The organism is Pseudoduganella rivuli, from assembly GCF_009674485.1.
Taxonomy (GTDB): domain Bacteria; phylum Pseudomonadota; class Gammaproteobacteria; order Burkholderiales; family Burkholderiaceae_D; genus Rugamonas; species Rugamonas rivuli_B.
The window spans coordinates 205,634-218,942 of record NZ_WKJJ01000006.1 but is presented as its reverse complement, the minus strand read 5'-3'; the positions used below and the strand labels follow the sequence as shown (position 1 = coordinate 218,942).

9 protein-coding genes and 1 tRNA gene are annotated in these 13,309 nt (G+C 63.5%); 3 read left to right on the top strand and 7 right to left on the bottom strand.

The features are described 5' to 3' along the window. Positions 1-3 precede the first annotated feature (3 nt). The 4 genes from GJ700_RS11665 to GJ700_RS11650 form a co-directional block, all read right to left on the bottom strand. Positions 4-1,473, bottom strand: coding sequence for an aminotransferase-like domain-containing protein (locus tag GJ700_RS11665; protein WP_154373831.1), 1,470 nt, complete (start codon positions 1,471-1,473; stop codon positions 4-6). A 9-nt stretch (positions 1,474-1,482) separates the two neighbouring features. Next, the gene (locus GJ700_RS11660; protein WP_154373829.1) at positions 1,483-2,067 is read right to left on the bottom strand and encodes a LysE family translocator; all 585 of its coding nucleotides are present in this window, start codon (positions 2,065-2,067) and stop codon (positions 1,483-1,485) included. A gap of 202 nt (positions 2,068-2,269) precedes the next feature. Next, positions 2,270-2,345: transfer RNA gene (locus GJ700_RS11655), tRNA-Lys, on the bottom strand. Positions 2,346-2,398: 53 nt separating this feature from the next. Then, on the bottom strand, positions 2,399-4,336 hold the full coding sequence (locus GJ700_RS11650) for an alpha/beta hydrolase family protein (protein ID WP_229506938.1): 1,938 nt from the start codon (positions 4,334-4,336) through the stop codon (positions 2,399-2,401). Between the two features lie 220 nt (positions 4,337-4,556). Between GJ700_RS11650 and GJ700_RS11645 the strand changes: the two genes are divergently transcribed. Next, positions 4,557-6,023: an MDR family MFS transporter gene (locus GJ700_RS11645; protein ID WP_229506937.1), complete on the top strand. Its 1,467-nt coding sequence runs from the start codon at positions 4,557-4,559 to the stop codon at positions 6,021-6,023. Between the two features lie 97 nt (positions 6,024-6,120). Here GJ700_RS11645 and GJ700_RS11640 read toward each other — a convergent pair whose 3' ends face one another. Both GJ700_RS11640 and GJ700_RS11635 read right to left on the bottom strand, forming a co-directional pair. Then, the gene (locus GJ700_RS11640; protein WP_154373825.1) at positions 6,121-6,825 is read right to left on the bottom strand and encodes a glutathione S-transferase N-terminal domain-containing protein; all 705 of its coding nucleotides are present in this window, start codon (positions 6,823-6,825) and stop codon (positions 6,121-6,123) included. 73 nt (positions 6,826-6,898) lie between these two features. Then, a complete protein-coding gene (locus tag GJ700_RS11635) occupies positions 6,899-9,886 on the bottom strand; it encodes a TonB-dependent receptor (protein ID WP_154373823.1) in 2,988 nt (995 codons plus the stop codon). A 221-nt stretch (positions 9,887-10,107) separates the two neighbouring features. Here GJ700_RS11635 and GJ700_RS11630 point away from each other — a divergent pair, with 221 nt between their 5' ends. Together GJ700_RS11630 and GJ700_RS11625 are read left to right on the top strand one after the other, a co-directional pair. Continuing rightward, positions 10,108-12,234 carry a TonB-dependent receptor plug domain-containing protein gene (locus tag GJ700_RS11630; RefSeq protein ID WP_229506936.1) on the top strand — a complete coding sequence of 709 codons (2,127 nt, stop codon included), beginning with the start codon at positions 10,108-10,110 and terminating at the stop codon, positions 12,232-12,234. 67 nt (positions 12,235-12,301) lie between these two features. After that, a complete protein-coding gene (locus tag GJ700_RS11625) occupies positions 12,302-12,736 on the top strand; it encodes a signal peptide prediction (protein ID WP_229506935.1) in 435 nt (144 codons plus the stop codon). 96 nt (positions 12,737-12,832) lie between these two features. Here GJ700_RS11625 and GJ700_RS11620 read toward each other — a convergent pair whose 3' ends face one another. Then, positions 12,833-13,177: a hypothetical protein gene (locus tag GJ700_RS11620; RefSeq protein ID WP_154373821.1), complete on the bottom strand. Its 345-nt coding sequence runs from the start codon at positions 13,175-13,177 to the stop codon at positions 12,833-12,835. Between the last annotated feature and the right edge of the window lie 132 nt (positions 13,178-13,309).

Here is a 13,309-nt window from a genome sequence, read left to right as displayed (position 1 = left end):
ACATCACGGTGACGTGACATCCGGACCGGCCGCGATGCCGGCGCGGGCCAGGCTTGAACGCGCTGTGGCCATGGCCTGCAAGCGCTCCTGCAGGTAACTGCTCAGGCGCGGATGCTGGCTGAAGGCGACATTGAAACGGATGTGCCGGTCGGGCGTGGCGGTGGCGGAGAAGGCCGCTCCGCGCACGAGCAGGATCTTGTTCTGGTAGGCGTCCTGCACCAGCAAGTCGACATCCACACCTTCCGGCATCGTGCCCCACAGGAAAATGCCGGCGTCGCCGGGTTGCTCGAACAGCACGCCCGCCGCGCCCAGTTGGCGCGCGCTGGCGTTGCGCGCCGCCATGACCTTGCGCTGCAGCCGGTCCAGGTGCTTGCGCAAGTTGCCGGCCCTGAGTACTTCCAGCAGCACATATTCGTTCAGCGCCGGCGTCGTCATGATGGAATGGATCTTGGTGCGCATCAGTACCTTGAGCAGGGCGGGCGCGGCGGCGAGATAGCCCATGCGCAAGGCGGGGCTGAGCGCCTTGCAAAAGCTGGAATAGTAGATCACGCCATCGAGCCCGGACAGCGAGGCCAGGCGCGTACTGTGGCCTTGCTGGAAATGGCCGTGCACGTCGTCTTCCGCAATCAGGAAGCCGTATTGCCGGGCCAGCACCAGCAGCTTGTGCAAATTGGCGACGCTGCTGCTCCAGCCGGTGGGATTGTGCAAGGCCGTTTGCACGAACAGCAGGCGCGGACGGTGCTCGCGGCAGGCCGCTTCCAGTGCCTCCAGGTCCAGCCCATCGGGGCGGCGCCGGATGGGCACCAGGCGGATACCATCCTGCCGCATGCGGCCAAACATCAGGAAATAGCCGGGGTCTTCCACCAGCACGGTATCGCCGGCCTGCAGGAAGGTTCGGCAAATCAAGTCGATCGCATGGGTGCCGCCGAAGGTGGTGAGTATCTGGCCGGCATCCACGGCAACGCCGATGCCGCGCAACAGCAACGCGATGTGCTCGCGTAATTCCGGCAGCCCCTGCGGCGGACAGCGCGAAGCCATGCCGGCGGCGCTGCGCGCCACCGCACGCTGCACGGCAGTGGCCGGCACCGCGTCCTGCAGCCAGGTCGGCGGCAATGCCCCGCTGCTGGCCAGCAGGATGCCGGCGCGCTGATCGTTTGACTGCTGCGCCAGCCACACCGGCTCCTGTTCTTCGCCCGCTTCCAGCGCGGCTTCATCGGGGATCGGCTTGCCGGCGTCGTTCGCCGTGCGCACGAAAAATCCCGCCGTGCCATGGGAGTGTATGACGCCTGCGGCGACCAGCCTGTCGTAGGCCACCACCACGGTATTGGTGCTCACCGCCAGCTCGGTGGCGAGCTGGCGTATCGACCGCAGTTTGGCCCCGCCAGGCAAGGCCCCGCTGTCGACCATATGGCGCAAGGCGGTCTCAATCTGCTGCGACAGGGCGATGGGCGAGGAACGGTCGAGGGCGAACATGACGAAAGTCTAGCGCAAAAACGTCGCGGCCAGGACCAGCAGGGTTGCGCCCATGGTCAGATTGAAGACGCGCTGCTTGCGCGGATCCTGTAGCACGCCGCGGATCGATACGCCAAACAGGGCCCACAGGATATTGCAAGGCGCGCCCACCACGGTGCCGGTCATCGTCACCAGCAGCGCATTGCCGACCGTGTCGCTCCCCGCCGGCATGAAGACCGATGCCATGGTCATGGCTTTCACCCAGCTCTTGGGATTGAGCGCCTGAAATGTCGCGGCCTGTGCAAAGGATACGGCCCGGGGCGCCTGCGCCTTGCCCACCGATGCCCCGCTGAGTTTCCAGGCCAGGTACACCAGGTACAGCGATCCTGCGATGCGCAGCACCTGCTGCGCCAGCGGGTAGGCCGTGAAGGCGCTTCCCAGCCCCAGGCACATGAGCAGGGTTTGAATAAACAGGCCGGCCTGGATGCCGAGTATGGCGGGCAGGGCGCCGCGCCCGCCGAAGTTGGCGCCGGTGGTCGCCAGCATCACGTTGTTCGGGCCGGGAGTGACGGACATCACCAGGCAATAACTCATCAGGGGAAGTAACTCGGTCATGGTATGCGGTTCGCCGTGTCGGGATGGGGCCAGTCTAGGAGGGCGGGGCGGTGCGGACAAGGCACAAGGCGAGGGGGACAGACCCATGCTGTATCAGTCGGCGGACTGCTACAGTGGGCTCGGCAATGGCGGCCGGCATTGGAGGACGCAAAAAAGGCTTACGCGCCGAAGCGGGTAAGCCTGATCTGTACTGCGGTATTCGTGGTAGGCCGTGCGGGATTCGAACCTGCGACCAACGGATTAAAAGTCCGCTGCTCTACCAGCTGAGCTAACGACCCGAAGGGCCGGAATTATACGGGCTGCGGCGCGATCCGGCAAGTCCCGTCCGGGATCACGGCTCAATGCGTTTGGGACCGATGTGGCGGGCCAGGAACCGTTCCACCCGGTCCCAGAAATCAACATGGGTTTTTTGCAGCTTCCATCCATGTCCTTCGGAAGGGTACAGCACCCACTCCACCTCCTGGTTGGTGTTTTTCACGGCGTCATAGAATTGTTTGCCGTGGTGCATGGGCACCCGGTCGTCCGAGCCGCCATAGGCCAGCAGCAATGGCTGTTTGATGCGGGCCGCCTGGTGCAGCGGGGACGTGGCTTTCAACTGGGCGGCATCCTTGACCTGGTCGCCCACCAGCTCCGGCATGCCGTACTTGCGCCAGTGGTCGGAAATGTCGCTTTTTTCGGTCCAGGTCCCGTTGTACAGCAACCCGATATCGGTGACGCCCACCCAGTTGATGCCGCAACGGTACAGGTCACTGTCATTGACCAGGCCCATTAACGCCGCATAGCCGCCATAACTGGCGCCCGCAATGCAGATGCGCTTGGGATCGGCAATCCCTTGCGCAATGGCCCATTTTGCGCCATCGGCGATATCGTCCTGCATCGCCAGGCCCCATTGCTTCCAACCGGCGCGGAAATGTTTGTACCCGTAGCCGGTGCTGCCGCGGTATTCGGGTTCCAGTACCGCATAGCCGCGCGTGGCGAGAAATTGCGCATGCGCTTCCCAGCCCCAGCTATTGCCACGCACATAAGGACCGCCATGCACCAGCACCACCAGCGGCAGGTTCTTGTGCGGGACGCCCGGAGGCAAGGTCAGTGTCGCGGGAATGCTCAACCCGTCACGTGCGGTGTAGCGCAGGGTTTGCTGGCGTCCCATCTGGGCGGGATCGATGCGCGGATGTTCACCGCCGATCCGTTTCAAGGCACGGGTTGCCGTGTTGTAGACGAGGTACGTCCTCGGCATCACGTCCGAATACGATTCCACCAGTACCCATGGCGTTTCCGGCCTTGCCGCCACGGAGATCAGGTTGACGTTATCGGGCAGCAGTGCATCGACAGCTTTCTGGATCGCCTGCATTCCCGCATCAAACCATGTGGTGGTGGCAGCATCCGTGGTCAGGCGAACGCCAAGCAATTTATTGCTGCCGCTGATGAAATCGCCCTCCACATCGTAGTCGTCGGAGCTGATTTTGGGATCGGCGTCAACCTTGCCCGTATCCAGGTTGACCGTGTAGACGGATGCCTTGTCCCGGCCCATGTTGGCCGTGGCGTACAGCTTGCCGTTCGCACCAAATCCCAGCGGGGAAAAGCTGTTGACGCGATCCGTATAGGAATTGAAGCTGGCCAGCACCCGCCATTGGTCGGTGGCCGGGTCCCGGTAGTGGACGGTGTCCACGCCGGCATCACGCGCCATGGCCAGGCGCGGTTCGCCTTTGAAGTCCAGCAGCCATTCCTTCGTGTGCTGCGGACGGGGCACGGTCTGCACCGCGCCGTTGAACGTGTGGACCCGTTTCAGGTCGACATGGCGGATTTCACTTCCCGCGAAGCTTGGATTAATGACGTAAATCCAGTCGGTCTCCTGTGTTCCCTGCTGCGGGATCAGGAAGTGGTTCCAGGGCAGGATCTCCGCGCGGTGCCGCTGCTCCGTGGCGACGATGCGGCCATCGCCGTCGCGTTCGGCCAGTTGCACCAGGCGGCTGCCGTCGCGATTGATGGCAAACAGGCCGGGCGCCCGGTGCACGCTGCCGCGCGCGGCTTGCCGGTCGGCCGTGTCGTACACCAGCCGCTCGCTGTTAATCCATTGGAAATCCCCGATATCGACGTCGGAGTAGCCGATCACAGGCTGGATATCCATCTTGTCGAGGTCGATAACCGCCAGTCCCTGGCGCTTGCCCGGCTCGCCGGCCCTGACGGCCAGATAACGGGCTGTTGGCGACAGTTTGGCGCCGCTGAATTCGGGGGCGTCAAAAAAGTATTCGGTGGGAGGAGCGGCCATCGCAAATTGCGTGAGGGCCAGGGCGCACAAGGCCAACAGGGGTGAGCGGTATTTCATCGGAACGGAGTGCAGGGGGGAGCCTGTCATTATGATAATAACTGCCCAGTGTACCAAGAAAGTGCTTCTCAGAAATACGCACATCTTCACATGCAAGTATTGCCGAACTGGGTTAACCTTGCGCGACCGCCGCCACTGGCCCCTTGAACGAAATCGCACAGCCATGACGACCATGCCTGCCATGCCCGCCACCGAACGTGAAATCCGCGCCATCTACCTCGGCATGATGGTGCTGTTGGGCCTGTCCTCGCTGGACCAGAGCATCGTCGCCACCGCGTTGCCCCGTATCGTCGCGGAACTGGGCGGCATGGCGCATTTGTCGTGGGTGGTCACCGCCTATGTGCTGGCGTCGACCGCCACCATGCCGCTGTACGGCAAGCTGGCCGACCAGTTTGGCCGCCGTCCCGTGATCTTTGCCGCCATGGGCGCCTTCCTGCTGGGTTCCGCGCTGTGCGGGCTGGCGCAGGACATGACGCAGCTGGTGGCGTTCCGCGCCTTGCAGGGTATCGGCGCCGGGGGCTTCATGCCGCTGGTGCAGATCGTCATCGCCGACGTGGTGCCGCCCGCGGAACGGGGCAAGCGCATGGGCCTGGTGCCCGTGGTGTTTGCCGTGACCAGCATCCTCGGCCCCGTGCTGGGCGGGCTGATTACCGATGCGCTGTCGTGGCACTGGATTTTCTATGTCAACCTGCCCGTGGGCGCCGCCGCCTTTTACGTGATTGCCCGCACGCTGCGGACGGACCGCCACGGCCCGGCGCACCGCATCGATTACCTTGGCTCCGTGCTGATGACGGGCGCCATCACGTCGGCGCTGCTGGTGCTGGCGCTGGGCGGCACGGAGTGGGCGTGGGATTCCGTGCAGATCATGGTTTGCGCCGTGCTGGCCGTGGTGGGCGGCGCGTGGCTGGCGGTACACGTGCGCCGTGTGCCGGAACCGGTGCTGCCGCCGGACCTGTTCCACAGCCGTGTCTTCAACCTGGGCAGCGTGGTGATGGCGCTGACCTTCATGGGGTTGATGGGATCGTCCGTCTTTTTCCCGCTGTTTTTCCAGCTGGTGATGGGTCTTAGTCCCGCGAAGTCCGGGATGATGACGGTGGCCATGATGGCGGGGATGATCATTTCATCGCCGCTGGGCGGGCGCTGGCTATCGCGCACGGGCAATTACAAGAAGCCGCAGGTGCTGGGGCTCTCGGCCGCCATGATCGCGTTCGCCGTGCTGGCATGGGGCGTGGCGCACAGCGCCGGCTACCTGGTGATCGAGCCGGCCATCTTCCTGCTGGGCGCCGGACTGGGACTGGTGATGCCGAACATGACGGTGGCGGTGCAAAACGCATTGCCGCTGGCGCGGCGCGGTGTCGGCACCGCCATGCTGACGTTCTTCCGCTCGCTGGGCGGGCTGCTGGGCGTGACGGGTTCCGGCGCCATGCTGGCGCATGCGCTGCATACGCATGGCTTGCAGGCGGTGGCCGTGTTGCCGGGCACGGTCTTACCCGCCGCCACCGTGGCGGTGTACCGGCAGGCGATTGCCGGCGTGTTTGCCGGCGGCGCCGTGATGTTGCTGCTGGGCGTGGTAACGTTGCTGTTCTTGCCGGAGTTGCCGCTCGAGGGGCACGGGACTAACAATCCGTAGGGCGGTTTTGCCAGAGGCAAAGCCGCCGTGCATGCATGGCGGCTTCCGCTGCGCGGAAACCGCCCTACGGAATTAAGGTTACGGACCGGGATAAGGTTCAGCCCCGCGCGGGAATATTCAACCCGCGCGCCACCGCCGGACGCTCGACGAACTTCGCCAGCACGCGCTGCACGTTCGGGAAGTTGTCGAAGCCCACCAGTTCGCCCGCGCCATAGTAGTTGACCAGGTTGCGCACCCACGGGAAGGTGGCGATGTCGGCGATCGTGTACTGGTCGCCCATGATCCATTCGCGGCCTTGCAGGCGCTGTTCCAGCACGCCCAGCAAGCGTTTCGATTCGTTGATGTAGCGGTCGCGCGGGCGCTTGTCTTCGTATTCCTTGCCGGCGAATTTGTGGAAGAAGCCGACTTGGCCGAACATCGGGCCGATGCCGCCCATCTGGAACATCACCCACTGGATGGTTTCATAGCGGCCCGCCGCATCCTTGGGCAGCAATTGGCCGGTCTTATCCGCCAGGTACAGCAGGATGGCGCCGGATTCGAACAGCGGCAGTGGCTGGCCGTCCGGGCCGTTCGGGTCGAGGATGGCGGGAATCTTGTTATTCGGGTTCAGCGACAGGAATTCAGGCGACATCTGGTCGTTCTTGTCGAAGCTGACCAGGTGCACTTCATATGGCAGTCCCGTCTCTTCCAGCATGATCGATACCTTGACGCCGTTCGGCGTCGGCAGCGAATACAGTTGCAGGCGTTCAGGATGTTGCGCGGGCCATTTGGCGGTGATGGGAAAATCGGACAGGTCGCTCATGGTGTCAGTACTCCGGTTTGCAAGAAAAAGGATTATCGTGCAAACCGGCTTTACGTGCAGGACGCGTGACGAATCAATACTTGTACGTCATGCCCAGTACGAACGTGCGGCCCGAATGCACGTACAGCAACGTGTCATTGCGCTGCGAATCGCGGCCATAGCGCAGCGGGGTGTCCGTCAGGTTCTGGCCTTCGAACGTCACGCGCAGTTTCGGCGTCACGTTGTACGACACGCTGAAGTCCACGTTGGACGAGCCATCGACGATGGTGTAGTCGTGGCCCGCCACGTCGCCCAGCACGTTTTGCAGGTACGACGAGCGGTACGCTTTCGACACACGGGCACTGAACTTCGGATCTTCGTAATACAGCGTGATGTTGTGCGCCTTCGGCGACAGGCCAGTGAAGTTCGCCGTCTGGCTCAGCAATTCGTTGGCGGCCGTGTTCGGGTTGTCGACGCGCGTGATGTAGGTGATCTTCGACTTGACCCGCGTGTAGTTCAGCAGCGAGCCGAAATTGCTCCAGGCGCGAGGCAGGAACGTGAACGGCGCCTGCCAGTTGAATTCCAGTCCGTTCAGCGGGCCGCCCGGCGTGTTGACCTTGCGGTTCACCACCACCGTGGTCGATGGCAGCGTGGCGCAGGCCGGCGTGCCGCCCGTGATCGAGCAGCCGCCGCCCAGCAGGATCGAATCCGGCAAGCCCAGCGACGAGAACACGGCGCGCTCGGAGACACCCTGGATGAAGGTGTTGATCTCCTTGCGGAACGCGCCCAGCGACACCATGGCGTTTTTCGCGTAATACCATTCGGCCTGCAAATCGTAAGTGCGGGCGCGGATCGGATCGAGGTTCGGGTTGCCGATGGTGACGGTCTGGCTTTGCGACGACAGCGTGGTCGATGGCGCCAGGTCCGTGTACTCGGGACGCGACAGCGTTTTACCGGCCGAGAAGCGCAGCAGCACGTCTTTCGGCATTTGCGCCGTCACGTTCAGCGCCGGCAGCCAGTCGCGGTATTTGTGCGTATAGGAGGCCGGCGTCAGCGTGCCGTTGGCGTTCACCAGCGCATACGACGTGGCCTTGGTTTCCGCGCCGCGCACGCCGACATTGCCGCGCACCGGGATCGGGCCCACGTCGTAATGGAAGTCCGCCATCGCAAACACCGCATTGATGGATTCTTCCACGCCCCGGTTGGCCTGGCCCAGCAAGTTGTATTCGGAACCGGGGACGGCCGAGCAATGGCATTCGATGTCATACACCTTGCGGAACTTGTCGAGGTCGACCGCCGCCCACGACGTGGGCACGCCGGCGCCGCCCAGGCCGCGGCCGAAACCGTCGATCTGGCGTGTGATGCTGGCCATCGTCACGCCGGCAGGCAGGGCCAGGCCGTTGCCGCCGGAACCGATTTCCACGTTGGTCCACGTGTTCTTGCGGGCCGACAGGCCGCCGCGCAACGTGATGTTGTCGTTGACTTCAAAGCTGGCGTTGACGGCGTTGGTCTTCAGCTTGTTCTTGGTGTGCAGGTAGCGGCCCACGAACTGGCCGTGGAACGTGCCATCGGCTTCCTGCGGCGCAAACGTGAATTTGCTCGGGTCGGACACGTCGATGCCGAAGTTCAGCGCCGGCACGTTGCGGTTCTGGCGGAAGTCCCACGAGAAGCCGTTGATGTTGGGCGCGTCGAATTGCACGGTGGCGCGCATCGGTTCATCCAGGTCCGAGTTCGAAACACCCGTCAGGAAGTCGACCTTGAAACGGTCGGAAAAATCATGGCGGCCTGAAATCACGTGCTGGCGGAACAGCGTGGTGTACACGTCCAGCAAGCCTTCGGTGCGGATGTCGACCGCATTGAATTTGCCGTAGTCCCAACTGCCATTGCCGTCGAAGTGGGATTCCAGGATCGACGATTGCGGCTTGCCGTTCGATTGCGCCAGGCTGCGGCCGAACGAAATCGCGGAAATGTAATTGTCGTAGCGCTTGTTTTCGAACTTGCCGCCCAACAGGTCGAGGTTCAGTTCCGTCTTGCTGTCCGGGCGCCACTGCAGCGAGCCGGTGGCGCCGGTGCGCTGGTAATCGGTCAGCGAACGGCGGTAGCGGGGAATCCGTGGCGCGAAGGCGCCGGAACCGGCGGCCGGATTGGCCACGGTGCCGCCATAGTTGTCGGTGCGGCCCATCACGTCGTTGTAGGCGGCCAGGTTCGAGGTGCGCGGCACGCCGGTGCCGCAGTTCAGCGCATCGATGCCCTTGATGGCGCTGTTGGCGGGGTTTTGCGGCGTGTAGCCGACGGGCGAGCAAAAGCCGCCGTCGGCGCTGGCGGACAACAGTTCCACCGCCTCATAACCTTCTTCCTGCACCGTGCGGCGCGAATGCGCCACCGACACCAGCGCGCCAAACTTGCCGACACCGGTATCCCAGCGGTTCGAATACAGCGCCGTCATGCGCGGCTCGGGCTGGCGCACCAGCGAGTTGTAGCTGGCCTGGCCGCCCAGGCTGAAGGTCTCGCCCTTGAAGTCGAACGGACGCGCCGTGCGCAAGTCGACGGTGGCGCCCAGCGAACCTTCTTCCACGCCGGCTTCCGACGTCTTGCGCACTTCCAGGCTGTTGAACAGTTCCGAGGCGAACACGGAAAAGTCGAAGCCGCGGCCGCGGTTGGTGCTGCCATTGATGTCGGACGCGCCGGTGGCGGCCACGCCTTCGATGCCGTTGATGCGCACCCGCGTAAAGCCCGCGTTCAGGCCGCGCACGGTGATTTGCTTGCCTTCGCCGCCATCGCCGCGCGACAGCGACACACCAGGTACGCGCTGCAGCGATTCGGCCAGGTTGGCGTCGGGGAACTTGGCGATGTCTTCGGCCTTGATGACATCGAGGATGCCGTCGCTGTTTTTCTTGGTATTCAGTGCGCTGTTCAAGCTGGCGCGGAAACCCGTGACCACCACGGATTCGACTGGACCGTCGCTGTTTGGCGCTTGCTGCGCCCATGCCGGGTGGGCGCCGATCAGCGCCAGCACCGCGATGGAAATTTGGGTGTAGGGGTGCCCGGCCGCGTGGCGGCCAGGGTGATGCCGTGTCTTCATTGACTGTTTCCTCTGGTTCTCTTTATTGGAAATCGGCGCGCGCCCCCTCTGGGTAGCAGGATCATATGCGCAATTCGATTTGGGAAATCACCAGAAGTCAAAACACTCAGGGAAATGATTCGCGGCCGCGCAGATGCAAATCGACAACATATTAATTGCCAGAGTGACTTTCAATAGGTAAGGTGGTCGGAGATTAACGAGAAGTATGTTGCTGTTTTGAAATGAAGAACCTGTTTGCCAGGCCCGCGCCGGCCATGCGTACCGTTGCCAGCATGCTGTTGCTGGCAGTGGCACCGCATATGGGCGCACAGGCTGCATCGTCGTCCGACGAGGAAGATATTGCCCTGTACAGCATGAGCAAATCGACCATCAGCCTGGCAACCGGTTCGCAACAATTGCTGCGCCGCGCGCCGGCGGTGGCGACCGTCATTACTTCCGACGATATCGCCGCCATGGGCGCGACCGACCTGGACCAGGTACTGGAAACCGTAGCGGGATTCCACGTGACGCGCGCGGGACCGGTCAATCCGCCGAATTACATCATCCGTGGCATCGGCGGCGGCGGCCCCGCCAATCCGCAAGTCCTTGTGCTGTTGAACGGCATGCGGATGAATACGGACTTCAACGGCGACAAGGGCAATATGTGGGTCAGCTTCCCGCTGACCAATGTGGCCCGCATTGAAATCATCCGGGGGCCCGGCTCCGCGCTGTATGGCGCGGATGCGTTTGCCGGTGTCATCAACATCATTACCAAGACCGTCGCGCAAATGCAGGGCTTGCGCACGGGGGGGATCGCCGGCTCGTTCCGCACGCTGGAAAGCTGGGTGGAATATGGCAGCAACCACGGGCCGCTCGGGATTGCAGCGTACCTGCAACTGGGAACCACGGCCGGAGCGCACAGCGTGATCGAAGCGGATGCGCAAACCCTGAATGACCGCCGTTTCGGCACCAAGGTCAGCCTGGCCCCGGGCGGGATGAATCTGTCGCATGATTCGCTCGATGCCAGCGTCGAACTGGCGTACAAAAACTGGCGCTGGCGCAACAGCGTGAAGTGGCGCGGCAATGTCGGCATGGGCTCCGGCGTGAATTCCGCGCTGGACCCGCGACATCGCACCCAGAGCGGTAATGCCATCACGGACTTGTCATGGACCGATGACGATTTTGCCGAGGGCTGGGGGATGGGCGCGTCGCTCAGCTATATGCTGTTTACCGAACAATCGCCGGAAGGATTGGGATTATTCCCGCCGGGCGCCCGCATTGGCGCCAATGTCTTCCCGGACGGAATGATCGGCGGCCCGTTCCGCTGGGAACGCAATCTGCGCGCCTCGGCCTATGCCACCTACAGCGGCTGGCGCCAGCACCTGGTACGCGCCGGAGTCGGCCACGACGACATGAACCTGTACAAGGTGCACACCTTCAAGAATTTCATGCTGACGCCGGCCGGCGTCCCCGTGCCAACCGGTCCGGTCATCAACTATGATGCAATACAGCCGCACATCAAGCCGCAACGCCGCAATGTCGACTATGTGTACGTGCAGGATGAATGGCAATTTGCGCCGGACTGGGCATTGACGGCCGGCGTGCGCCATGACCGGGATTCCAGCTCTGGCGGCACCACCAATCCCCGCCTGGCGCTGGTATGGGACGCCAGCCTCGACGTCACCGCCAAGTTGCTGCATGGCCGCGCGTTCCGTGCGCCCAGCTTCAATGAACAGTCCGGCATTAATCCTGTCAATAACGGCAATCCGGACCTGCGGCCGGAAAAAATCCACACCACGGAAGGCGTACTGTCGTGGCAGGTCCAACCTGACTTGAACGTCAACCTCAGCCTGTTCCGCTATGCGATGACGGACATTATCCGCACGGTGCCGAACCCCGCGCCCGCGCCCGGCGCCAGCTACCAGAATGTCGGCAGCGTGAAAGGCAAGGGCGGCGAAGTGGAACTGGTGTGGGATATCACGCGCAACGTGCACTGGGAAGCAGGCTATGCGCGCCAGCACGCGATCGACCAAGGGACCAAACAGGATCCCGGCTATGCGCCGCGTCACCACGCCAACTCCCGCCTGGATTGGCGTTTCGGCCCGGACTGGAGCATCAGCCCGCAACTGAACTGGGTTGCGGGACGGCGCCGCGCGCCGGGCGATGCGCGCGCCCCGATTGCCGATTACAGGACGTTCGACACGACGCTGATGCACCATGCGGCAAGCGGCTGGACCGTCTCCGCTTCCGTGCGCAACCTGTTCAATGCGGATGCGCGCGAGCCCAGCCAGGCGCCGGGCCTGGCGCTGCCATTCGATATTCCCGTCTATTCGCGGGCGCTGGTGGTCCAGCTCAGCGGCAAGTGGTAAACCCGGCGCGGTTGTACACTGATACCGTCGCAAGTGTTGATGGCAGGGGAGCCGCTGATTGAAACCCGTGAACAACAGGCAAGCCGCCGGCGCCGTGGCGCTGCTGGCTTATGCATGGGCCGCGCCGTGTACGGCCGTGGGCGTGTGCCTGTTGGCCGCCGCGTGGCTGTTTGGCGCCAGGGCCAGGATATTTGCCGGTGTGATCGAAGTGGCGCTGTGGCCGGACGGGCACCCGGGGCCGCTGGCGCGTGCGTTGCCGTTTACCGCGATCACGTTCGGTCACAGCGTCATCGCGCTGACATGGCGGGAACAGGACCGCTTGCGTGCCCACGAGCGCGAGCACGTGCGGCAATACGAGCGCTGGGGCGTGGTGTTTTTCATCGCGTACCCGCTGTCCAGCCTGTGGCAGGTGGTACGGGGACGGCACTACTATTGGGACAACTGGTTTGAAGTGCAGGCGCGGCAAGCCGAACGCATGGGCTGGCCGCGCCGGCAGCCGTAGCCAGGCGCCGATCCGCGCGTTACGGCACCACGCGCAGCAAGGCGTTTTCCGACATTAAGTACAGGACCCCATCGTTGTCAAACGTCAGGCCGGTCACTACGCCCACGCTGCATGTCGTTCAGCCAGACCGATGCCGGCCTGGTCGACCGCGATGGCGTTGGGCTGCGTCAGGCGGCCGACCGGACCATCCGCATTGCCCACGCCGCCCAGGCCGCCGGCAACCATCGAAATGCCTGCCGCGGGCCTGACGATCCGCAGCGCCGCCGTACTGGTCACGGCGCCGCCGGCGCCGGTGACCACGACCGTCCAGCGGCTGCCGTCGTCTGTCGTCTGGACGCTGCCCAGCGTATAACTGCTGCCGGTGGCGTTCGCAACGTTGACGCCGTCGCGCTGCCACTGGTAGCTCAAACCCGTGCCGGTGGCAATCGCCAGGCTGACCAATGCGGCACGGGGTTTGATACGGGGGAAACAGGGCGTGAGTCTTATTCAAATTGCAAGAAAATCGAAGGCGCGAACTATACAACGTCCGCTGCATTGATAAATTCACACATTGTCACGAAAGCACTAATATAA

Coding starts and splice junctions, on each gene's coding strand:
- GJ700_RS11660 (WP_154373829.1), bottom strand. CDS start 2,067: ATGACCGAGTTACTTCCCCTGATGAGTTATTGCCTGGTGATGTCCGTC.
- GJ700_RS11645 (WP_229506937.1), top strand. CDS start 4,557: ATGACGACCATGCCTGCCATGCCCGCCACCGAACGTGAAATCCGCGCC.
- GJ700_RS11630 (WP_229506936.1), top strand. CDS start 10,108: ATGAAGAACCTGTTTGCCAGGCCCGCGCCGGCCATGCGTACCGTTGCC.
- GJ700_RS11640 (WP_154373825.1), bottom strand. CDS start 6,825: ATGAGCGACCTGTCCGATTTTCCCATCACCGCCAAATGGCCCGCGCAA.
- GJ700_RS11650 (WP_229506938.1), bottom strand. CDS start 4,336: ATGGCCGCTCCTCCCACCGAATACTTTTTTGACGCCCCCGAATTCAGC.
- GJ700_RS11665 (WP_154373831.1), bottom strand. CDS start 1,473: ATGTTCGCCCTCGACCGTTCCTCGCCCATCGCCCTGTCGCAGCAGATT.
- GJ700_RS11635 (WP_154373823.1), bottom strand. CDS start 9,886: ATGAAGACACGGCATCACCCTGGCCGCCACGCGGCCGGGCACCCCTAC.